The sequence below is a fragment of the Vibrio pomeroyi genome (assembly GCA_041879425.1).
GTDB lineage: Bacteria > Pseudomonadota > Gammaproteobacteria > Enterobacterales > Vibrionaceae > Vibrio > Vibrio pomeroyi_A.
Genome location: CP090854.1, coordinates 1,386,611 through 1,409,703, shown reverse-complemented (window position 1 = coordinate 1,409,703; position 23,093 = coordinate 1,386,611). Strand labels below are relative to the sequence as shown.

General features: G+C 43.3%; 21 protein-coding genes and 2 pseudogenes. 8 read left to right on the top strand and 15 right to left on the bottom strand.

What is annotated here, in order from left to right:
- Window positions 1-42: 42 nt before the first annotated feature.
- Window positions 43-1,416 (bottom strand): MATE family efflux transporter, encoded by a 1,374-nt coding sequence (locus tag L0992_06410; protein ID XGB68313.1) that lies wholly within the window; start codon window positions 1,414-1,416, stop codon window positions 43-45.
- Window positions 1,417-1,512: 96 nt separating this feature from the next.
- Between L0992_06410 and L0992_06405 the strand changes: the two genes are divergently transcribed.
- Window positions 1,513-2,973 carry an SDR family oxidoreductase gene (locus L0992_06405; GenBank protein XGB68312.1) on the top strand — a complete coding sequence of 487 codons (1,461 nt, stop codon included), beginning with the start codon at window positions 1,513-1,515 and terminating at the stop codon, window positions 2,971-2,973.
- Window positions 2,974-3,148: 175 nt separating this feature from the next.
- On the opposite strand, the gene L0992_06400 is transcribed toward L0992_06405, so the two are convergent.
- The 3 genes from L0992_06400 to rsuA form a co-directional block, all read right to left on the bottom strand.
- Entirely contained in the window at window positions 3,149-3,808 is a 660-nt protein-coding gene (locus tag L0992_06400; protein ID XGB68311.1) for a DUF2913 family protein, read from the bottom strand.
- Window positions 3,808-5,025: a Bcr/CflA family multidrug efflux MFS transporter gene (locus tag L0992_06395; protein ID XGB68310.1), complete on the bottom strand. Its 1,218-nt coding sequence runs from the start codon at window positions 5,023-5,025 to the stop codon at window positions 3,808-3,810. Before L0992_06395 ends, L0992_06400 begins: the two co-directional genes overlap by 1 nt.
- Before the next feature lie 204 nt (window positions 5,026-5,229).
- Complete coding sequence (gene rsuA / locus L0992_06390; GenBank protein ID XGB68309.1) at window positions 5,230-5,925, bottom strand: 16S rRNA pseudouridine(516) synthase RsuA; 696 nt, start codon at window positions 5,923-5,925, stop codon at window positions 5,230-5,232.
- A gap of 97 nt (window positions 5,926-6,022) precedes the next feature.
- Here rsuA and L0992_06385 point away from each other — a divergent pair, with 97 nt between their 5' ends.
- The 4 genes from L0992_06385 to L0992_06370 all read left to right on the top strand — a co-directional run bounded on the left by L0992_06385 (window position 6,023) and on the right by L0992_06370 (window position 10,530).
- A complete protein-coding gene (locus tag L0992_06385; protein ID XGB68308.1) occupies window positions 6,023-7,765 on the top strand; it encodes a DEAD/DEAH box helicase in 1,743 nt (580 codons plus the stop codon).
- Window positions 7,766-7,933: 168 nt separating this feature from the next.
- Window positions 7,934-8,332 carry a hypothetical protein gene (locus tag L0992_06380; protein XGB68307.1) on the top strand — a complete coding sequence of 133 codons (399 nt, stop codon included), beginning with the start codon at window positions 7,934-7,936 and terminating at the stop codon, window positions 8,330-8,332.
- A 61-nt stretch (window positions 8,333-8,393) separates the two neighbouring features.
- Window positions 8,394-9,053, top strand: coding sequence for a response regulator transcription factor (locus L0992_06375; GenBank protein XGB68306.1), 660 nt, complete (start codon window positions 8,394-8,396; stop codon window positions 9,051-9,053).
- A 127-nt stretch (window positions 9,054-9,180) separates the two neighbouring features.
- Window positions 9,181-10,530, top strand: a complete 1,350-nt coding sequence (locus L0992_06370; protein ID XGB68305.1) for an ATP-binding protein — start codon at window positions 9,181-9,183, stop codon at window positions 10,528-10,530.
- A 105-nt stretch (window positions 10,531-10,635) separates the two neighbouring features.
- Here the strand turns inward: L0992_06370 and L0992_06365 are convergent, their stop codons facing one another.
- From L0992_06365 to L0992_06355, 3 genes are all read right to left on the bottom strand, one after another.
- Complete coding sequence (locus L0992_06365) at window positions 10,636-11,016, bottom strand: VOC family protein (protein ID XGB68304.1); 381 nt, start codon at window positions 11,014-11,016, stop codon at window positions 10,636-10,638.
- 219 nt (window positions 11,017-11,235) lie between these two features.
- A complete protein-coding gene (locus L0992_06360) occupies window positions 11,236-12,543 on the bottom strand; it encodes an LssY C-terminal domain-containing protein (protein ID XGB68303.1) in 1,308 nt (435 codons plus the stop codon).
- Window positions 12,544-12,557: 14 nt separating this feature from the next.
- Window positions 12,558-13,286 (bottom strand): glycosyltransferase, encoded by a 729-nt coding sequence (locus tag L0992_06355; protein XGB68302.1) that lies wholly within the window; start codon window positions 13,284-13,286, stop codon window positions 12,558-12,560.
- A gap of 369 nt (window positions 13,287-13,655) precedes the next feature.
- Between L0992_06355 and rplY the strand changes: the two genes are divergently transcribed.
- Window positions 13,656-13,934 (top strand): 50S ribosomal protein L25, encoded by a 279-nt coding sequence (gene rplY / locus L0992_06350; GenBank protein XGB68301.1) that lies wholly within the window; start codon window positions 13,656-13,658, stop codon window positions 13,932-13,934.
- A gap of 1,181 nt (window positions 13,935-15,115) precedes the next feature.
- Here the strand turns inward: rplY and L0992_06345 are convergent.
- Together L0992_06345 and L0992_06340 are read right to left on the bottom strand one after the other, a co-directional pair.
- Window positions 15,116-15,442, bottom strand: a complete 327-nt coding sequence (locus tag L0992_06345) for a hypothetical protein (protein ID XGB68300.1) — start codon at window positions 15,440-15,442, stop codon at window positions 15,116-15,118.
- Window positions 15,443-15,506: 64 nt separating this feature from the next.
- On the bottom strand, window positions 15,507-16,049 hold the full coding sequence (locus tag L0992_06340; GenBank protein ID XGB68299.1) for a hypothetical protein: 543 nt from the start codon (window positions 16,047-16,049) through the stop codon (window positions 15,507-15,509).
- Window positions 16,050-16,225: 176 nt separating this feature from the next.
- Here L0992_06340 and L0992_06335 point away from each other — a divergent pair, with 176 nt between their 5' ends.
- A complete protein-coding gene (locus L0992_06335) occupies window positions 16,226-17,188 on the top strand; it encodes an IS110 family transposase (protein ID XGB68696.1) in 963 nt (320 codons plus the stop codon).
- A gap of 406 nt (window positions 17,189-17,594) precedes the next feature.
- The gene (locus L0992_06330) at window positions 17,595-18,764 is read left to right on the top strand and encodes a hypothetical protein (GenBank protein XGB68298.1); all 1,170 of its coding nucleotides are present in this window, start codon (window positions 17,595-17,597) and stop codon (window positions 18,762-18,764) included.
- 171 nt (window positions 18,765-18,935) lie between these two features.
- On the opposite strand, the gene L0992_06325 is transcribed toward L0992_06330, so the two are convergent.
- The 6 genes and pseudogenes from L0992_06325 to L0992_06300 form a co-directional block, all read right to left on the bottom strand.
- Window positions 18,936-19,715: a DUF2971 domain-containing protein gene (locus L0992_06325; protein ID XGB68297.1), complete on the bottom strand. Its 780-nt coding sequence runs from the start codon at window positions 19,713-19,715 to the stop codon at window positions 18,936-18,938.
- A gap of 111 nt (window positions 19,716-19,826) precedes the next feature.
- Window positions 19,827-20,267, bottom strand: coding sequence for a hypothetical protein (locus L0992_06320; protein ID XGB68296.1), 441 nt, complete (start codon window positions 20,265-20,267; stop codon window positions 19,827-19,829).
- A gap of 29 nt (window positions 20,268-20,296) precedes the next feature.
- Window positions 20,297-20,852: pseudogene (locus L0992_06315) on the bottom strand (AbiV family abortive infection protein).
- 72 nt (window positions 20,853-20,924) lie between these two features.
- Window positions 20,925-21,017, bottom strand: a complete 93-nt coding sequence (locus L0992_06310; protein XGB68295.1) for a DUF3265 domain-containing protein — start codon at window positions 21,015-21,017, stop codon at window positions 20,925-20,927.
- A 20-nt stretch (window positions 21,018-21,037) separates the two neighbouring features.
- Window positions 21,038-21,637, bottom strand: a complete 600-nt coding sequence (locus tag L0992_06305; GenBank protein XGB68294.1) for a hypothetical protein — start codon at window positions 21,635-21,637, stop codon at window positions 21,038-21,040.
- Between the two features lie 168 nt (window positions 21,638-21,805).
- Window positions 21,806-22,985 (bottom strand): annotated as a pseudogene (locus tag L0992_06300) (IS3 family transposase).
- Window positions 22,986-23,093: the final 108 nt, after the last annotated feature.

The following is a 23,093-nucleotide window of genomic DNA, read 5'->3' as shown; positions in this document are numbered from 1 at the left end:
TCACACACCAACGATAAAGTGATGCGATTGGTGCGCCCGACTTCAACTTCCTATCAAGTTTTTAATCCATTTTCTTGTTTTCATGCGATAGAGCGACCCACCCCACTTAATCACTTCTTCAGTGAGGAACAGCAGGTAGACCCACTCAGGTGGAAACTTAAAGTAAATAGCGGCGATGGCTGCCAGCGGGATACCAATCACCCACTGAGCAATCAGATCTTGGTATAGACAGAACTTAACGTCACCGCCCGCTCTGAGTACACCAACGATCACTGTCATTGGAATAGAGCGAATGACAATACCCACGCTGAGAATCAAAATAAACTTCTCTGAAAGCGCTCGGGTTTCTTCAGTCAAAGCACTAAAGGCATTCAATATTGGCGTTTGTATAAAGTAGAGGAAAATCGCCACCACAATACTGGTCAAGAAGCACAAAATCGTTAAGCCGAGTGCTTGATAGTAGACCGCTTCATTGTTCTTCGCACCAAGCTGGTTCCCCACCAAAACCGCGGCTGCATTCGACATACCAATTAATAAACTCAATGAGATAGATTCAACGGGCGTCATCACCGAAAGTGCTGCTAACCCTTGCACGCCCGATTGCCCCATGATGGCGTGATAAGCGAATAAGCCACCAGCCCAAGCCAAAAAGTTGAAGGTTGTCGGCAGAGACAATTTCAAGAAGCGAACGACTTTCTCCACAGTAGCCGCTGCTTTGATATCACAGAGTTTGAAAGCTAATAAATGTTGAGAGAAATAGAGGTAGCCAAACAAGGTCGCGACTTCAATTGCGCCACTCAGTACGGTCGCAATCGCCGCCCCTTTGATGCCAAGAGCCGGAAATCCTAAGTTACCGAAGATCAGAACCCAGTTTAAGAACACGTTAGACAGGATACCAATACCACTGAAGAAGGTACTCAATCCCGGTTTATGCATCGCCCTTAGGCCAACAGCCATGCTGCTGACACACGATACGGCTAACATGCTAAATGAGGTGATAACGATGTATTCAACACCCAAGCTGATGACTTCTTGAGAGTCGGTAGTCACACCCATAATTTGTGCAGGGAAAGAGACAAAGAACACGATGGTCAACAGCGCAAACAGCGTCGAAACCAGCCAGGTTAGTGCTGTGCTTTCTCTCACACCTTGTTTGTTGCCCGCTCCCCAATATTGAGCGGTAAGCAGAGCACCGCCCGTGGTCACGCCCACCAGCATGATAGTCGTCACGAACATCGCACGGCTCGCAACACCAACTGCGGCTATATCAGCTTCCCCAAGTTGCCCTAACATCAATACATCCACTAAGCCTCGGCTTGAAAACATGATGCTCTGCAAGGTGATTGGTAAAGCAATGGCAATCAACCTGCGAACAAAATCGCCGCGTGTGTGATGGATAATTGAAGAGAGCAACATAGGAATACCTGAACGGAACGTGTTGATGAATAAAGATAAATATCGCGCTATTATATCAATGTTCGGTTTTTAACCACAGATATAAATGGAGTAGTAATGAAGAAAGTACTGGTTTTAGGCGCTTCTGGATATGTTGGTTCACAGCTACTTCCTCTTCTGCTAGAGCAAGGTTATCAAGTAACCGCAGCAGCAAGGCATATCGACTACTTAAAAGCGAGAACTGAGCCTCATGAAAATTTGTCACTCGAATATCTCGATCTGGCTGACCAAGCGGCAACACAAGCTTTAGTTCCTGACTTTGACCTTATCTTCTTCCTTGTCCACGGGATGGCTGAAGGGCATGACTTCATTGATTACGAGTTAAACCTAGCCCGCAACTTTGTCTCTGCACTTGGCCCTAAAAACCAGCATGTTATCTATCTGAGTTCACTTCAACCTCAAACCGGCGACTCTGAGCACCTTCAAGCTAGAAAGAAAACGGGAGAGCTACTTCGTAAAGGATCAGTTCCCGTTACTGAGCTTCGAGCTGGCGTCATCATCGGCCCAGGCTCTGCTGCATTTGAGATAATGCGAGACTTCGTTTACAACTTACCAATCATGATTGCACCGAAATGGGTCGACTCGAAAGCTAACCCTATCGCATTGAAAAACCTAAACTACTATTTGTTAAAGCTCGCGCAAGATACTCCAAATGAAAGCCAAACCTTTGAGGTGGGTGGTCCAGATATCGTCTCTTATCGTAATCAATTCGCGCATATTGCTAAAACCGCAGACCGTCCACTCAGATTGTGGGCAACCTCCCTACTCACACCTAGAATCGCTTCTTATTGGCTTGGCGTGGTGACCTCTGTCCCTTCCAACATAGGTAGAGCCCTGCTTGCGGGTTTAAAGCATGATTTTATTGCCAACTCGACTACCATCCAAGAGAAGTATCCACAAAAACTCGTGTCGTTCGAGAGCATGGTAGAACAAGCCATTCATGCCGAAGGTAACTTCGTAAAAAGTAATGTGTGGGGCTTTGATAAAACCGCATTCAAACGCTGGCAAGCTGGATACGGTTACTACCCTAAGAAAACAGGCGCAAGTATCACGTCTAGTGCCTCGCTAGAGTCGCTTTGGCACGTAGCCCAACAGATAGGAAGCCCGAAGCAAGGTTACTTCTTCGCTAACGTTTTGTGGCGCACAAGAGAATGGTTAGATCTTCTGTTTGGCGGTGGCGTGCCTGTCCGACAAATGCCGGAAGGACCAAAACTAAAAGTGGGCGACAAAATAGATTCGTGGAAAGTGATCCGCTGTGAAGAAAACCAATTTCTGTCGCTATTGTTTGGTCTGAAAGGTCCGGGCTTAGGACGACTGGAGATCACCGTTTCTGACAACGGAGATTCTCGCGAACTGAACATATCAGCTTGGTGGCACCCGAAAGGCTTTCTAGGATTACTGTATTGGTTTGCAATGATGCCAGCTCATCTGTTTATCTTCAAAGGCATGGTGAAAGCGATAGAGAAGCAGGCACAAGAGCAAATGCGAGATTCGAGTAACAAGATGCGACAAGATTAAAAAGCAGATGCGGGATTCGAGTGACGAGATGAAAAGAGATTAAAAGCAGATCTGAGATTCGGCTGACGGGATGCGAAAAGACTTAACAGCAAATTAACGACATGCGCTGTGAGAAGCGATAAAGAGCGGATAATACCGCTCTTCGTATCTCTCATCTCGTATCCCGAATCCGCTACTAGCCGATAACACTAATTGGGATCTCAGCCAGTTGGTTGCCTTGATTAGCAGGGTAAACGATGTATTCACCGTGATACTTCACAGCGGACTTGTAGTCCGTCACTTTGTGAAGCATAAAGCCCGCTTCCATCGCCGCTTGGATAAACTCGGCGTGGTTACCACGTACAAACCAGTTCATCGGCTTAACCATCAACTCACCGTCGAAAGAGTCGTCACACTGCTTACCACACAAGGCAAAAGAGTGCTCACCATCGGTAAAGAATTGGATTTTGCCGCCAGTGGTTAGCTCGTCTTCGCTCGATACGCTCCAACCCATCTCGTACATCTTGTCCATAAACGCTTCAACATCGCTGTCTTTTAGCGCTTTAGGCTCTTCGCCTTCAGGGAAGAACTGACCGTAAAACGCAGAGATACGTTTGAAGGTAAAGGTTAAATCAGAGTTGTTACCCTTTGAACGCCCCTGCTTTTGCCAGCGAACTAAGTCCGGCACAATCACGCGATCGTAAGATTGAGCCTTAATCGCTTTGGTTACCCAACGAACAAGGTAAAGGTTGTTTGCAATAGGTGCGTCAATCGCTTTGCCTGACTTATGCAGAGCGTATAGCTCACCTAGCGCATCGTTTACTAACTTCTGAATTTCAATATAGTATTTTGACATTATGCCTTCTTTCCTAATGTCCAATATAGTAGTGCTGACAGAATTGCACATGCTGCCATCACCATAGCCATTGGCCCTGCAGTGTCACTTGGTAGCATTGCGACAATTGCTCCTACCACAGAACCAGTACCAAATCTTAATGTGCCCGCCAGCGAAGAAGCTGTACCGGCCATGTTCGGGTATCCGCTTAAAAGCAGCGCCATTGAGTTACTGCCAATGGTAGACAGTGTGCCGATAAACAGCATCACGAATGGCACGATACCCCATAGGCCGATGTCTAATGACCAACCGACCAACAAACCTAAACCCGCGAACAATTGAATGGACAAACCCAATTTTAGCATCGCGTGAGAGCCCACTTTCTTTACGATTCGGCCATTAATGCTCGTCATCAAGATCATCGCGACAATGTTCAAGCCGAACAAGTAACCAAATAGGTCAGGGCGAACACCATAGATGTCGATGTAAACGAATGAACCTGCCGTTAAGAATGCGAACATTCCCGAGAAAGAGAATGCACCTGAGAAAATCAAGCCCATTGCCGTCGGGTTTTTACACAAACGAGCATAGTTGCGAATCGTGGTTTTGAAACGCAGCGGTTGACGGTTTTCCGTTGGCAGCGTTTCTGGAATCTTCATCGATACCGCTAAGATTACGATCACCGCAAAAATAGCCAATACCCAGAAAATTGAACGCCAGCCGAACCACAATGCCAAGTAACCACCAATCATAGGAGCGACTAACGGTGCGACTGTCATCACCAAGGTAACGAAAGACATGGTTCTCGCGAAATCTTCGCGGTCAAACATGTCTCTTACCACTGCTTGAATAATAACGGCCGCTGCAGCACCTGCAAAACCTTGCGCGGTACGGATGTAAGTTAGCGCTTCAATACCATGCGTTGTTGCACTTACCATAGAAGCGATAGCAAACAGGAACACACCAATCAAGAGCACGGGCTTGCGACCATAACTGTCGGCTAATGGACCGTGCAGTAACTGCCCCAACGCGAAACCTGCGGTATAAGCTGTTAGCGTAATTTGTACTTCACCCGCCGTCACACCAAGATCTTTGGCAATGGTCGGCATCGCAGGCAAGTACATATCGATCGCGAGCGGCGTCAGTGCGCCAATTGCACCGAGAATCAAAAACAGCATTAAGCCTAATTGAGGAGTTTCAGGTTGGGAGCTTGGGCTCTGTGTGGTAGATGTCTGCATGGTTCTCCGAATGTTCAACTGATAGAGCTAGGGACCTACGTGAGCACGCAAGTCAAAAGATTGGCTGAGACTTTCCTAGTACCAGTCAACATCATCAGCCGACGCTATCCATGGTCGGCTTTACAACGAAAGGGCTATTTCCTGCTATGAGCGATGTTCTGTCATCAACAGTTTTGCTGATTTTAAACAGCTTCTAGCTAAGGGTTACTTCCAGATAGAGTCGACTTCTTCTTGAGTTAGGTAACGGTATTCACCTAATTCTAAAGATTCGTCCATCTCGATTTCGCCAATACGTTCACGGTGCAGTGCTTCTACCTTGTTACCAAGTGCAGCAAACATACGTTTTACTTGGTGGTATTTGCCTTCGTGAATCGTTAGTAGTACTTCGCGTTCTGCACGCACTTCAAGATGTGCAGGAAGTGTTAGGCCATCTTCGCTCTTAAGCTGGATGCCCTCTTTGAATTTTTCAACGTAGTCTGGTTCTACAGGATCAACCAACCACACACGGTACATTTTTTCGCATTTGTGTTTTGGTGCTGTGATACGGTGAGACCACTTGCCGTCATCAGTGATCAGAACAAGACCTGTTGTATCAACATCTAGACGACCTGCAAAGTGCAGCTTGTCCATTTTGATTTCATCAAGTAATTCAAACGCAGTGCGATTTGAGCCATCTTCATGCGAACAAACAAAGCCTTCTGGCTTATAAAGCATGATGTAACGTGGACCGTGAACATTCAGTTCATTGCCCTGCCATTCAACAACACACTCTTCAGTTACCTTAAGTGAACCGCTTTTTTGAATGACGTCATTGACTGTCACTGCTTTTGATTTTAATAAGTGTGTTGCTTCTCTTCGAGTGACGCCTAACGCATCGCACAGAAATTTATCTAAACGCATGAATACCTCAACTAATCTAAGTCGGGTATTATAGTCACCTTTGCTCAATTAGTTGAGCTATTTCACACTATTTGTTTTCCTTCTTACAAGACGCGATATGTATACACTCCGCCCGTACCAAGCTGATTCCGTAAAATCAGTGATTCATTACTTCAGAAAACACCAAACTCCGGCTGTTCTCGTGCTACCGACAGGCGCAGGAAAAAGCCTTGTGATTGCAGAGCTGGCGAGGCTTGCGAAAGGTCGAGTGTTGGTGCTTGCTCACGTAAAAGAGCTGGTTGAACAGAACCATGAAAAATATGAAGGTTATGGGTTAAAAGGCTCGATTTTCTCAGCGGGTTTAGGCCGTAAGGAGACCGACCAACAAGTGGTGTTTGCTTCAGTGCAATCTGTGGTTCGCAACCTTGATTCATTCTCTAATCAATTTTCTCTGTTGGTTATCGACGAATGCCACCGTGTGCCTGACGAGAAAACCAGTAGCTATCAGAAAGTGATCACTCACTTACGCGAGAATAATTCCGGTATCAAAGTACTTGGATTAACGGCAACACCGTACCGCCTTGGTATGGGCTGGATTTATCAATATCACACTCGTGGCCAAGTACGTTCGGATGAGCCACGCTTTTTCCGCGACTGCATCTTTGAGTTACCGATTCGTTATCTGCTCGACGAAGGCTTCTTAACACCAGCACGCATGATAGATGCGCCAGTATTAAGTTATGACTTTTCACAATTAAAGCCAGCAAGTACAGGTCGATACAAAGAAGCTGAGCTAGATATGGTGATCGAACAGTCGAAACGCGCTACACCGCAGATTGTCGACCAGATCATTCATCTCGCCCAAGACAAACTGGGCATCATGGTGTTTGCAGCCACGGTTCGACACGCTCAAGAGATCCTTGGCTTATTACCCGAAGGCGAAGCTGCGATTGTGATTGGTGATACGCCAACACTCGAACGTGACCAAATCATCAATGACTTCAAAGAACGTAAAATCAAATTCTTGGTCAACGTATCGGTATTAACCACGGGCTTTGATGCGCCGCATGTCGATTTAATTGCGATTCTTCGCCCAACAGAATCCATCAGTTTGTATCAACAGATCGTTGGTCGTGGCTTGCGTTTGTCTCCAGGTAAAAAAGAGTGTTTGGTTCTCGACTATGCGGGCAACAGCTATGACCTTTACCAGCCAGAAGTCGGCGACCCAAAACCGGATTCAGACAGTGAAATCATCACCATCCCTTGCCCGGCTTGCGGCTTCAACAACAACTTCTGGGGCAAGCTAGACAGTAACGGCTTCTTGCTCGAACACTTTGGCCGTAAATGCCAAGGCTACTTTACCGATGAAGACACGGGCGAACGTGAGCATTGTAACTATCGCTTCCGCGCCAAATATTGTGGTGAGTGCGGCGCCGACAACGACATTGCAGCACGTATTTGTCATGAGTGTGACGCTACCTTGGTTGACCCAGACAAAAAACTCAAAGAGGCACTCAATCTAAAAGATGCTTTGGTGTTTGAGTGTTTAGAAATGGACCTCAATGTACTCAAGGATGATAAAGGCAAATCGCAGCTTAAAGTCACCTATCGCGGTGAAAACCAAGCGCAAGTGCATGAATTTTGGTCATTAACTACTAAGAAGCAGAAGCAAAACTTCAAAGACCAGTTTGTTCGCCCTCACCTTGCAGATAGACACAGGCCTTTTGAGGAAGCGTCGCCATCGAAAGTGGTTGCTCACCAACATAGATTCCGCCCACCACAATTCGTGATTGCACGTAAAGTTGGTCGCTTTTGGAAAATGAGAGACAAGATATTCGAAGATGAGCTACAGCAGCGTTAAGGTTAAGTCTTACGTTCTTAACACTTGGTGGTTAGTCTTGCGTATTAAAGCATTCGCCATTTAAGCGTTAAGTTTTTCGGTATCAAATTCTCATTATTAATCAGGTTCACTTTCTGTTCAGAATTACTTTTTTATACTGAACGCTATCAACCTTCTCTAGGATTCGCTATGTTTAGTAAAGCTATGATTTCTTTGTTTTCTATAAGCTTAGGCTTATTTGTTTCTGCTGGCGCATGGGCTGACTCACATCACAATGGTCACGACCTAGTACAAGACGTCCATAAAGCAGGAACCCGTATCGAATTCGAAGAAGATCAAGACGAAGTCTATGAAGCGGTTCGAGAAGGCTATATTCGCCCTTTCTCCGAAATGTATGCCGCGGTAGAAAACGAGCTTCATGGCCGAATCATTAAAGTCGAGCTAGAAGAAGATGATGATATTTGGGTGTATGAGCTAAAAATTAATTTCCAAAACAACATCATCAAAGTTGAATACAACGCCGAAACGTTGGACATGCTAAAAATTGAAGGTCGCAACTTTAAAAACGCAATTAAACACGGCGACTAATTAAGCGCGACGAATAGTTAAGTTCGACGAACAGTCATTACAAAAATTAAGAAGAACAATTATGAAAATTTTAGTCGTTGAAGACGAACCTCGTTTGGGCCAACAAATTATTGAAACACTTGAGGGAGCCGACTGGGTTCCTGAACTTTCTCAAGATGGTATTGATGCACTCTACCGTGCTACCTCAGAAGAGTGGGACGCGATTGTTCTCGATCTAGGTCTACCTAAGCTTGATGGCCTTACCGTTTTAAAAGGCATTCGAGACGAAAACATTAACACGCCAGTGATTATCTTGAGTGCTCGTGACACGCTAACCCAGCGTGTTGAAGGCTTGAATGCAGGTGCAGATGATTACCTGACGAAACCATTCGAGATGGTTGAGTTGATTGCTCGTATTCGGGCTCAATTGCGCCGAGCTTCAGGCAGCGCAGCGCCAGTTCTTCAAATTGGTGATTTAAGCCTAGACACTCGCAGCTCTAAAGTACTGTGGCAAGGCCAAGCAGTAAGCCTAACGGCACTGGAATATAAGGTTGTTGCTTACTTCATGCATAACCAAAACAAGGTTATCTCACGCACAGAACTGGTTGAGCACATCTACAAACAAGATTTCGACCGCGACTCAAACACGGTTGAGGTATTTATTGGCCGTATTCGTAAGAAAATCGCACCAAAGATCATCAAAACGGTGCGTGGCCTTGGCTACCAACTGAATGCTGAGTAGCACCCTATCTAATTACGCTAGAAGCAATCGTCAACGAAACTCAGTGTAATAGCCAATTAAATGGACAGCCTGTTCTGATCATCGAAATGCAATCAAATAACGGTGGGCAAAGGCAGACTTGAAATGCATGAATCTAAAGAAACGAACTCTTAAAAACATCAGTCTAAAAAGCCGCTTGCTCCTCGCTGCGGCTTTTTGGCTTGGTGCGATGATATTAGCGGCAGGTGTCGGAATACCGAAACTGGTAAACGACTATCTAGTCGATGATATGAAACAGCAGCTTTCCTTAACCATGGACGAGCTCACCGCCAATATCGAAACCAACGATAACGGCAACCTTATCATGGCGGAGCGCTTGTCTGACCCGAGGTTTAACCAACCTTACAGTGGTATCTATTGGCGCGCTTCAACCCAAGATCAAATCATTCGTTCTCGCTCTCTATGGGACAAAGACCTCACCATCAAGCGTTCTCCTATTCACACCTCTATCAAAGGGCCTGAAAAAGAAAAGCTGATTTACATCGAACAAGACATCTACCTGCCTTCACTCAGCGATCCTATTACCATCACCATTGGTATAGATGAAGATCCATTAGAGTCGACACTTGCCGAGCTAACGGGTCAGGTATGGTTGATTCTGATGTTGCTGTTTGTTGGCGTGCTGATGTTGATTGGTATTCAAGTCAGCTGGTCTCTATTACCTCTTAGTAAGATGCAGCGTGAGTTGGTGATGCTGAGAAAAGGCGAACAACAAGGGCTAAGCGATAACTACCCGAAAGAAGTTTCTCCATTAGTTTCGGACCTCAATGCCCTACTCTTTCATTACCAAGAATTACTAGAACGCGCTCGTAACCACGCGGGTAACCTCTCACATGCATTGAAAACGCCGCTATCGGTGATGAAAAATGAAATCGAGATGCTGCCTGACAACGAGAAGAAACTGTTACAGCAACCGATTCAGCAGATCCAAAGCCAGATAGATTATCACCTTGGTCGTGCTCGTATGGCGGGTGCAATGAACATCCTTTCGGTGAAGTCATCACCTTGTGAACGTGTTGAAGCGATCTCGATGGCGTTTGATAAAGTTTATGCCGCCAATGAAGTCACTATGATCAATGAGCTGGACTCTAAACTGGAGGTCGCTGTCGAAAAAACCGACCTCGATGAGATGGTCGGCAACCTACTCGAAAACAGTTACAAGTGGGCGGGCAGTATTATTCGCGTTCACGCTAATGAACTGGCTGACGGCAATGTCGAATTGATCATTGAAGATGACGGGCAAGGCATTCCCGAAGAGAAACTCGAGCAAGTGACCAAGCGAGGTGTAAGGCTCGATGAAACCACTCCCGGAACAGGTCTAGGGCTAAATATTGTGAATGAGATGGCACACAGTTACCGTGGCAGCTTAACGCTCAGTAAAAGCTCAATGGGCGGCTTGAAAGCATCCCTTGTTCTAAAAGTATCTCAGGCTTCTTAAACCAAGAAACTCATACTCGCATTAGCCCTTCGATAAAAAATCAGGAGTTTGCATGTCACACGCAAACTCCTGATTTATCTTTATATGATTATAACTCAAACAGAGTTAGCTCATTGAATGCAACCCAATGACGTTACCTTCGGTATCAATAACCACACTGATGAAACCGTGCTGCCCAATCGCCATTTTAGGCACTTGCAAAACACCACCGTTTGCTGCCGCTAAACTTGCCTCTGTCGCGCAGTCCTCACAAGAGAAATACACCATAGTGCTGTTGCCTCCCGCCTGTACGTCAGGCATGGAACACAAGGCCCCTGTCGCGCCGTATTTTTCCATCTCGCAAGGGAACACCCACATTTCAATATCGATGCCCGTATCGTTATCTAACTTCTCCAACGTCACTTTAAACACAGCTTCGTAAAACGTTTTTGCTCTCGCCATGTCGTCGACATAGATTTCAAACCAACCAACCGGATTCATTTGCATCACTTCGTCCTTAGCTTTCGCCCTTGTTCACCCTTAATTAGAATAGACAAAGTTGGCGAAGTTAGAGTTGGGAGATGACTCAAAGGGGACGTTGGCTTCAGTCGGTATGAACAAATAGATAGAGATGAACAAGTAGAAACGACTGAACCCTGTTGAATTGAGCATTCAAACAGAGTTCGTATTTGACGGGTATTAGAAAGAATCCAGAAAACCTAAAGGCTAGATATCATTAACCGCAACATCTAAGATTTGTTGGTCATTACTGTATGAGCTTGCGCCAATGACCAAGATCTTTCCGTCGGTGTAGTAGTCATGTTGATCATTCATTGCTTCAGCATTGGCGAGGGGCAAATTGACGAGTTCGATGTTTGGGTAAGCCGATTTAATTTGCAGAGCCAATCTGTCACGCTCCTCATCGACATTCGGGTCAATCTTATGAAGTATGGTGACAATCCCAGAATACGGTGTCACTTTTAAACCATCATCGTAACTGATTGCGCCTAACCACTTAGGTTGATTGCTGTTGCTGTCTAGCCCAGCATTCCACCAGCGAATGTGGCTTCTTTTCATTAAGTTTCCCGGCAGTTGAAACGCCATGTCTTGTGGCTGATTACGCCAATACAGATCAGACACGGGCGGCGTCTTATCTTTAAGCAGCTCAAGGTAATGAGTCCACTCTATCTCGTTTCGAGAGAAAGTCTGGTTCTCTATCCAACCCAGTTGATTCATTAAATCACGTGGCGACTCCCCGACATACACGACATTGATGGCTTGCGCGTCATAAATAGGAGAAAGGCCAGGAAATGCTTTATAGGTCACTTGCTGTAAATCGACCGTGCTCACTTGTGCCGATGTTTGTTGAGCTTGAAAGTCATCAGCTTTCCAGAAGAAATGAGCATAGTTTGCGTAACACAACCAAGCGACTAAAAAGGCACTGGTTTTCAACGTTAACTTTCGCCATTTAAGCTTGTAGCCGACAACGATAAAAATCGACACCGCCACTAAGCCAATCAATAAGTTTTGATGTTCAGTGAGAAAAACCTTAACTGCGCCCAGTAACGGAAACTGTTCAACACCGTGTGCTAACAGCATGCCCCAAGCGATAAATTGACCGCCACCAAGCAACAAACCTATCGAAGAGAACAGCGTAAAACTGCTCCATTTAACGCGGTGAGAACCAGCAATAAAAGGCACTACCCATGCAATCGGCCCTAACAGACGCGCTGCGACAATAATATACGTCCCCTTCTTCGCGATGAGATAACGACACCGAGCGATCAGCCTTTTGGTTTTTGGCCGAAATTTGATTAGCTTCTTTTGCGCGGTGGCGCCCCACGTTGAACCGATGAAGTAACTAAGTTGGTCGCCAATGAAACCACCCAACATAACTAACACCAACGCCATCCATGCACCTGAATACAGTTGAAAGCCCGCAGCAATAAAAAAGGGCTCTCCAGGTACAAATAGGTTCGGGCCAATGAGTGCATCACCTAATGCACCCAAAAACAGCCCTAGTCCATCAAACATAACAACCTCAGCTCTTACTGTTCTTTGTAGTGACCAAACTTGTAGTTCATCTCGTTGTTACGCATTTCGCCTTTAAAGAAGCGTCTTAAGTTCGCTTTAAGATAAGTTGTGCCTGTTTTCACGACACCATCTTGGTCTAAACGACGTGGGTCAAAGCCAAACGTCATGTTCAAGAATCGGAATCGCCATGTTTTGCTCGCTCGCTTTACGTAGTCGCAGTCTTCACACAATACAATTTCTTCATCGAACCCGCCGATCTCATCATGCGCTCGCTTGGTCGAGAAAATACACGCGCCAATCGCGGTAGGAAAAAAGAACTGAGTAGCAAACAGACCTGCGTTGAATAGCCCGTAACCAAATTTATGCACCAATGGCAGCCCTTTTGAACTCATGTACACACCAGCGACTTCAAGCTTGTTCTCTTCTAGCTCGTAAAGCGCTTTAGCGAGGAAGTTACGAGGCAGGCTTACATCCGCATCCAAGAAAAGGATTCTGTTGTACTGCGCCAAGGCCGCGCCTGTATTTCTCCCAAGGCTTACGCCACGTTCTTGCATGTGATAGACGGTAAGTTTTGGTAGTGCGCTTTCATAAGCCTGCGCAACTTCTCTTGTGTTGTCTTCGCTGTTTGAATCGACAACAATCACTTCAAACTCTTGGTGGGTTTGCACGCTCAACTCTTCCATCAAGCGGCTAATGCGTTTCTCTTCATTCAATGTAATAACGACAATGCTTACTGGTTCCATGTTTTCACCTGTTCATTCTGCTGATTAATTAACACTAAGGTTACCCAACCAAGCATTAACCAAGCCTTAGGCGAACATTCATTTTCCGTTCATTAACTCAATGATTTCGCACCAATATAAATGAGCTCAAATAGCGATACAGGAACAGTAAAAAAGGGATAAACAAGGGCTAGCGAGCGTTTTATCTACAAACGAGCCAATTATCGAAGGAAATTCACTTTGTAATGGGCTTCTTACTTGCTCATATTCGAATGTGATGTTAGTATCCGCGCTCGCTTGAGCATGAACTCGTTTATGCCTAAGCATTACCACATACTCAAGGTCGCATTGAGGTGTGAAGTTAATTTTTACTAATTTGAGAGTAAAACTATGAAATTTGAAGCAGTAGTACGTACTGAACTAGGTAAAGGTGCGAGCCGCCGCCTACGTCACGCTGGTAAATTCCCAGCTGTAATCTACGGTGGTGAAGCAGCAGCTGTATCTATCGAACTTGTTCACGCTGAAGTGATCAACCAAATGGACAAGCCTGAGTTCTACGAAGCAATCACTCTAGTGATTGACGGCGCTGAAGTTAAGGTTAAGCCACAAGACGTTCAACGTCACGCGTTCAAGCCTAAAGTTGAGCACATGGACTTCATTCGTATCTAATTCCCTACCAAGGAATAAGATTGGATTAATCCAGCCTTCTGCATAGAAAAGATAATCGATCTTACCAGTCGAGAAATCTAGAAATTCGAAACCCCGATGCTACCAACATCGGGGTTTCACCGTTTTTGAGCCCTCAAAAACGTCGTAAATCTCGCACAATACACTGAAAATAAGCAACTTTCCTCTTCCCCACTTTATCCCCGTCTTGCTTGGGTGGATTAAGGGTGGACGAAAGGTGGACTTATACAGTAGTTTTTCTAACAGTAAGACTAGACCGCTTTTTCGCTAGGTTCAACACACTACTCAAACAAAAAGACAAAACCGACTAGCATCTACGATGTTACTTGTATGGTCTTGTACGCACTTCTAAACGAATATAGTCATCAATAATGGGACGACTCCTTTAGCATAACTAAAAATCGCTGAGAACCGCCTATTTACATTCCTGTGTATTGGACAAGACGTTACCACCGCGTAATACACTCTAGGCTAATCAAACAACTCTGAAAGGCGATCAAGAAAACACTTCTTACCTTACGTTCATTCTTAACACCATCTTCCAATCCAATCCTTCAACTCTCATTTAATGACATAACACTCCAGAACTAGCCATTAGCAAGTAAACCTACTCATCCAGTATTAAGAACTTTAAAGGCCTATAGGCACTCACTGATCCGCACACTCACTTTCAAAACATAACACTCGACTTCCCTGACCAAAAATCACGGATTCGGAATCCGAATAATTAATAGAACGTCTATACAAACCAAAAATATTGAAGAATTTGGGTCCAAGAATTTGAGATGGTGGGGCTCTGGTCGCATCACAAGCATAAACTCCCGCCCCCCCACCCTCATGCACTCTAGGTGACACTTTCAGTTCACCTAGAGTGCACGGATTTAAAGGGCTAACGAGAGATTTTATTGACCAAGTAATGTTGACACTTTTTTGGAAGAAATCTCAATCCAGATTCTAGTGCTATATCTTGAAAATCAACGGCGTTTTGAAGGAGAAAAAAACGAGTAACTCTAAGATTTTCGATACAACTCGTATAATAAAACTCGTATAAGTGGGGTTGCCGAAGCAGAACTGTAGCGGACATCCGAATTCGCGAATAAAAAGGAGTAATATTGAGATGGTTGCAGCTATGAAAAAGAAGCGGCCTGATTAGCCAACTTTCCTTAGACTCTTCTTTCTAGAATACTCGTAATGTCTTTTTTGAGTTCCTCTGAAAGGCGTTCAAATTGTTCTGGTACAACCAAGCCTTCCTCACACATTTGCATGAGCTGGATAAATGCACGGTTTCGAGAATGGCCATCAAAAATAAGCTTCATTTGCTTTTGAGATTCTTTGGAGTGCTGGCACATAAAGTTATACCTTTCCCCTACAGGTTCTGCTTCATCAGTAATCGTTTTGATGGCTTCATCTAGCTGCCGGGTACAAAACACTTTCGCTGCTTCACTCTTTATTTCGCAAAAGATTTTCCAATCAGACTCTTTGATATTCATACCGACCTCCATAAATGTTACTTCTTAGGGTAGAACATGGCGTCTTAGACACTTGTTATATGAATTATATCGCCAATAGTTTCCTATCGGTTACTTCAACTAACTCTCGAAAAAAACGTATGCACTTGTCTAGCTCATCGCGCTTCACTATATGAGAAGACTGTTTATCAATTTGTGCTCTATGGACCGCTTCACCACGCTTTCTAAGCCAAGAGTTTAACGCAGTTCTTGAATCTTTTGCTGTGTGAAAGTTACCCCAAACCCAACTTTCAGTAACGTCTATACCGAAAAACTCTTGGAATAGATCCTTAGTTTTCTTAGAGTCTGGATTATTGAAAACTTTAAGATGATCATGCAATCGCCCTGTTATTATGCTGCCAACCTGAGAACCCATAACCATTCCATATTTAGCATTAATTAATTCGGAAGCTATATCTTCAACATACGTCTCCCAAGCAGTCAAAGTCATGATCAAAGTTGCTCGTTTTAGCACCTCTGGTGGACGCATACCACTATCACAGTGATTCATCGAGTCATAACAGGCTATTAACTCTTCTGAATCTGAAAGTGCTAACTCAAATTCCTTTCTTGCTTGAGACATATACATATATCCTCCTTATTCATATAACGCCCTGTTAAGGTGATGATATGGTCTCCCCCTACCACTTCACATGACTGTAAGCCATGCTCGGAGTGTTCAGGTCCGAAGTAAAAGGAGAAGACCATGACTCAGCATAAAATCATCGGTATCGATTTACAAAAAATATCTTCTTTCTTTTTGAAATCAATCATAAAGGGAAGAATCTTTGCCGTAAAAAACTTCAACGAAGTAAACTACTTAGTTACATCGCCAATAAAGAACCTTGTACTATCGCCATGGAAGCTTGTTCCGGCGCACACTACTGGGCTCGTGAATTCTCTCAGTTCGGTCACGAAGTCATACTCTACGCACCCCAGCATGTGAAAACTCAAAGGCGTAAACAGAAAAACGACTATAACGATGCCGAAGCCATTGCCGAAGTCGCGCTCTACAAAAGACCTCACCCTGTGCCTCATAAATCCGTCGAGCAACAAGACATCCAATCTCTTATTCGAATGAGACGTCTGCTCGTCACTGAAAGAACTCGTATCGTTAATCAAGTGCGTGGCCTTATCTCTGAATACGGCATCATTATGCCCAAAGGAGCCGCAGCCTTCAGAAAGGCCATACCCGAAATACTCGAGAACGATGAAAACAAACTGTCTTGTATATTAAGAGAGTTGCTATCCCATCAGTACGAACGATATTTATACATCGATGAACAAGTAAAATGGTTCGACGATAAACTTAACCAAACCATCAAGCAGTTCGAAAACGCAAAGCGACTCATGTCGATTCCAGGCTTTGGGCCACTCACTAGCCAAGCCGTTGCGGTATGGCTAGGCTCTGGACAACAGTTCAAAACCGGTAGAGATGCCTCCGCCGCAATGGGGCTTGTACCAAGGCAAGATACCAGCGGCGACAAAGTCATTCTTCTAGGAATAACTAAAAGAGGCAACACGTATATCCGCTCCCTTCTCGTTCATGGAGCAAGAGCAGCGTTGAGGCGCGCCAAATTTAAATCCGATAATCTCAGTAAGTGGATGCTTGAACTCCAAGAACGACGAGGACCAAACAGAGCCGCTGTCGCTTTAGCAAACAAACTCATGCGAATAGCGTGGGCTGTTACAACTAAAAATGAAGAATACCAACCCACACAAAGCTAGTAACAATCACCAACCCTTTGCAAAGTACGTAGTAAGATGAATAACAGGACAAATCCTACACGTTGAAAACCTTATGCTCACACTGGCTTATAAAGTCGATAAGGTGATTAGGACTTCGTGTTCGACTTCCTCATCTTGGCCAAGGCAATAGCCGTTAAACAGGCCGTATATATGGAAGTTAACCTGCGCTTTTAATCATACTGCAGACTTGCAAAACTGGGGGAGACCATATATGTGAGCAACGCGGTCACTAAACTCAACCATACTACCGTAAACACTGAACTCAACGAGGGAATTAAAAATGCCATGCGTTGTTGGGAATCACTCTTAAATTGTTTGTTAGCTGCTAAATGTTTCATATGGTTCATGTATACCATATAATGCAACCAAAAATTCTGGTGGTAACATGACAAAAAAAGAACAATACCTTCGTTCGTACATTAACGAACAAAAGGAAAAATCGAAGCAGTATATAGTCGTTTCAACAGCTGTTTTACTTTTAATCGGACTAGGCAATGAATTTCTAAAAAACGAAGGTTTTATAGGTATTTATGCCTATAATGTCATGAGTTTTGTAATATTTACACTTTTCGTTTCACTTTCAGTTTACTGGTACTTAGCAATTAAACCATCGAAATTTATAGATAATAAGGTTGAACACTATTTACCGGCCTCAATGACACGGCTAGAAAAATTAACTCGAATTGATGAAATTTTTGATGCTATAAGCCTTTACGAAAAATATAGCGTTTCAGTCAACGAATCATATGACCTATCTGAAATTGAGAACTTTATTGCGAAAAGACGTGATGTTTTCCCGCAAAATCATGAGTTCGAGTTACGTTCAGACTTCAAGTTAGACTTATCGTCTGAAATAAACCGCAATTTGTTTATTACTGCAATTAAGTCTCTTAAAAAACAACTAAAGGATGAGGAGACAAAACTAGCTAAGCTTGAGTCATCAGATTCTTCAATTAAGCAAATAATTGACAATAACGATGACATAATTAGCTTAACTAAGACATTTACTAACCGCTTGAAAGGTGAAATAGAACAACTAACAAAAGCTGCAATTATTTATATCACTTTCGGTTCAGCAATCACGGTTGGCGCGGCGGTTATTTTATATTTTACAATTTCTGATCTTTCCACATATTTTTCTGCATCAACGGCTTTGCCTATGGACCCTAACATTCAACCAGAACCTCAAACCGACCTTAGTGCAGCCGATTGGTTTAGTGTCATCTCAAGATTTTCAATAGTTGTATTTGTTGAGGTTTTTGCCTTCTTTTATTTGCGTCTGTATCGTTCGAACATGGATACTGTAAAGTATTACCACAATGAAATAACAAATATTGAGATGCGCTTGATGGCTATACATAGTCTAAACACGCTTTCCAATCCGGACAGTACATCAGCAAATACATTCATTGAATCATTAGCAAAGTCCGAACGAAACTTTGTAATTAATAAAGGCCAAACAACTGTAGATTTAGAGCGACAGAAACTCGATTCATCTCAAATTACCTCGATGTTTGATGGCATTACGAAGTTTACGAAAGTAGCTAAACAATAAAAGTAGTCAAGCTGCCACCATGGTAACGATTGAGTGGCAGCTAACGCCGCATTAAGGTGTGAGCAACGCTACCACGAAACCTAACCATACCACCGTAAACACTAAACCCAACGATGGAATGAAAAATGACAAGCGTTGGGAATCATTCTAAAATGCTTTGTTAGCAATATTTTATTTGCAAGTTTCAAACTCTAGTTTGTATTCAGTTTCACCAACGTTTGCTTGAAATACAGATGCATGAGAGCAGTTTTCACGCACTAACTTATGAATGTATTTACGGTCTTCTTGGTTAACACGGCAGCCAATAATGACCTCTGCTACCTGATTTTTATTGAATGACATTAAACCAACCCCACCTGCTAGCTTTGGTCTCAAGAATCGAACTTCATTTTCGTATTCCCACTCTTTCGACTTAGTGTAAAACTGTAATGTCGCTAGCTCATCTTTCTCCCGTTCAGTCATAAGCTCAATGCCAGATGAAACCGAAGCCATCTGCAAATCTCTTTGAAGCAAGCAGATTTCTGGATATGAGTTTTGATACTCCACTGCGTATCCAATCCCGAACTCTACGTCAAATGGACGTTTGATATCCAACCCTATGCAAATACCATTATGACTATTAGCATAATGACTCCACATAAGGAGATTGTTTTTATGTGGAGTAACGCAAAATATACCTGCTGAATCAGCAGCTTTTGCATCCAGTTTTCTCCAATTATTTTTGTTATACAACAGATCTTCAAATGCTTTTGGCATTATTTTTTTAAGATTTTTACGTTTTGCTCCACGACGCAACAAATGTTTTTCAATTTCCTTGCGCGTAGGTATTTTATACCTTGGTAATCCCTCAAAAGGGTCGTTCATACCACCAACCGATGCAAAGTAAACTTCATGATCTACTAATATGCTTTTTACAGACAAGGAGTCTAACGGTAAATATTTGTACAGCATAATTTACATTTCTCCCATATTGCTAACGCCGCATTAAGGTGTGAGCGATGCTTGGCTATACTTGAGCAAAGCGAAACTGCCAAGCGTTGCGAATCACTCTTAAGCAGATTGTTATACATTTGACCAAACTTTGGGATCGGACTTGAAGTCTTCTTTCTCTAGTTTTTCCAAAAAACTAAATGTTCCCGGAGCAGATTCTTTAACCTCGGACCAAATTTCAGAGAACAAGGCTCTATTAATATTTTCTTCAATCCCACTCGCCCAGTACTTCCAACGGCGCTCACTTATACGCTTACTGTGCCTATGAGCAATTTGCTCGTTACACAAGTCGAGATAGTTAAACACGATTTCGCGTGCTTTTAACTTTTCAGGCTCAGACAGGTCTTTGCCAAGAAGCGCATCAACTGGGATTGCGTAAATCAGATCTCTATATTGTTGGTTAAATGAATCTTCAAACGTTACTTGAGCGAGCTTTTTGCTTTCGCGTATCTGCCAAGTCGCAACACCAACGCCAATTGCTGTCGCTATTGAAGCAATATTCTCTAAATCCATAGTTTCCTCGAAAATGTATAGACAGTTTGTTAGTTGTTTGTACTTGAAGGCTGAAAGTTTCTCAATACTTCATCAAGCACATAACCATTTTGCGGCACTTCACTGTTTATCATGCCAGACCAACGGTTTTCCAAACAACGTAAACGCCCCAAGCTAAGTTGGAGCATTGCTTTTGCGAGAGCAGGGTCTATTTGTTCATTTGGTTTATAAACTTGGTTCTCATATATACCTGAATACAGTCCGATATTTTTTAGATCATCATACTTTTTGACATGAGGTAACTGTTTTTTATATAAATCTAAATCTGTGTCATTAATTAGGTCTACATGATCGTTCATATAGTCAAATAGAGCTATTGATTTCAGTTTTGACTGGTGACCGTTTAACCTAGACCTGAAGTGTTTCCAATCAATATTGTCCTTGTTTTTTTAATCGTACCCTCACACCAAAGATGATAGGTAACTTAGCTATTTCTTCTGTTGCTAAGTGCGCTAAGACATATGCTCTTGGGTATCGAGAATTTGACAATAGAATCTTAGCGTCTTCGACCAATTCACAAGCATTATCATATGCTTTTTTTGACATTTCTCTGAGTTGTTTGTCTGAATACATTTACCACTTCATTCCTAAACTTGACTGTAGACAGCTAGCGCCCTGTTAAGGTGTGAGCAACGCAATACCGATGCTTCCGCACACCGCCTTAAACACTAAACGCAACGCATAGCAAAAATGCCGAGTGTTGCGAACCACTCTTAAACAGATTGTTAGAACTATAGCTGAAAAGTAACTTGACCATTTGATTGTTCAGGAATAACCACTTCCTTTGATTCAAAGTGTTTCCCTTCTTGATCTTGCCATAGAACTTTAATGCTCTGTCCCTTATAGCTAGATATTGATTCGCCAATTAACACAAAGTTGAGGAAATCTTGTACATTAGAAGAAACGTTTACAGGTGTATTCATTTCACCTTGTGGATTGTATTTCTCACTGTCGATCAAATGCAATTGGAACCAAGGACAGCCAACATTTTCTACAACTTTACATATTCGGATATTACCAAAAGAAACATTTTGGCTCTTTTGGTTCTCCGCTTTCAGTCGGATTAATACTGAGGGTAAAGTCATTTCAGTAATCACATTACCTCTATTGTCTGTAACTACTGAGCCTTCTAATTCTGGTGTTAGCTTTTTGATATTTACTGGCCATTTGTCAACACCAAAGTAGACTTTACTTATTTCTAGCGTTGCCACCTTTTTCGATTGTTCTACTGTTTCTTTCAATGCAAGCCCATCGTTCAAATATCCAACAGCTCCCATTACGCCTGCAAAAAAAGTTGCTGTCATCCCTAAAATTGCTTTCCAATGTTTCACTATCAGTTCCTTCTTCTATACTGTCTAGTTCTAACGCCGCGTTAAGTATCGAGCAACGCCACCACCCTACCTAAAACCTTGCCACCTTAAACACTAAAGCTGACCCAAACTGAAAATGCCAAGCGTTGGGAATGATCTTCACCCGATAAAATGGACACCCTATTATCTTTAACCCGTCACTACTTCATATTCATGCTGGGTTCGATATCCAAGACTTGAGTGCAGTCTATAACGGTTATAAAAATACTGGATATCACCGGCAAGCTTATCTCTAAGCTGCTTCTCACTTTTAAAACTATTTTTCCTAATTATGTCGCCTTTGAGCGTATGGAAGAACGACTCTACCTCCGCATTGTCTGTGCAATGACCTGGACGATTCATACTTGGGACCATTCCATTTTTTGATAATAAAGCTTGAACTTCATGGGCTCGATATTCAGAGCCTCTGTCGGTATGAAACAACAAGCGCTCTTGTGGCTTTCGATTTCTAATGGCCATTCTCAACGAACTCATCGTTAGCTGTGTACTCTTCTTACTACCAAGCGACCAACCGACGATTTTACGTGAGTAAAGGTCGATAACGACAGCCAAATACATCCAACGTTTACCTTGCTTTATATACGTTAGATCTCCAGACCATTGTTGATTAACTGCCGTTGGTTTGGGTGTGTCTTTTTTAATATTCTTAATCGATTGATAGAACCGATGTAGCTTGGCCATTTTCATGTAAATGCGATAACTTCGTGCTCTCAGCCCTTGCTCTCTCATGATCCGAGCTACACGCTTACGGCTAACCAAAACTCCTTGGCGCCTCAGTTCTGCATGAACTCGTGGGCTGCCGTAAGTCTCTCGACTCTGAGTAAACACTTTAATTATACGCTTCTTCAAAGCCTGCTCTTCTTGAACGTAGCGGCTTGGCTCTCTATCAAGCCATGCGTAGTAACCCGACTTAGAAACAGATAGAAAACGGCACATCAATACGATGGAATAACGCGTTTTGTAATGGGCTATGAATCGGAATTTTGTCTATTTTCTTGGGCAACGAATCGTTGCCACTTTTTTAGCAAGTCATTCTCGAGCTTAAGTTGTTCATTCTGACGTTCGAGCTCTGCGATCCGACTAGACTCAGTTTTCTGACTCCGGATCTGAGTCCTTTTCTTACGTTTATCTTCCATAGTAACCCCTTCTCTATAGTCCTTTCGCCATTTAGAAAGCATATAAGGGTGGATATCTAATGATAGTGCCACGCCTTTAACTGTAGCTCCTTCTCGAAGCGAAAGTCGGACAGCAGTTACCTTAAATTCCGTAAGATATTGTTGAGTTTTTTACCTGATTTATACGCTGGCATAAACACCTCCAATTGCTATTGAAGGTGTCCACTAGATCGGGTCAACTACAGAATCGCTCTTAAATTGCTTGTTATGTAATTTATTTCCAACACACTTGACACTGGATG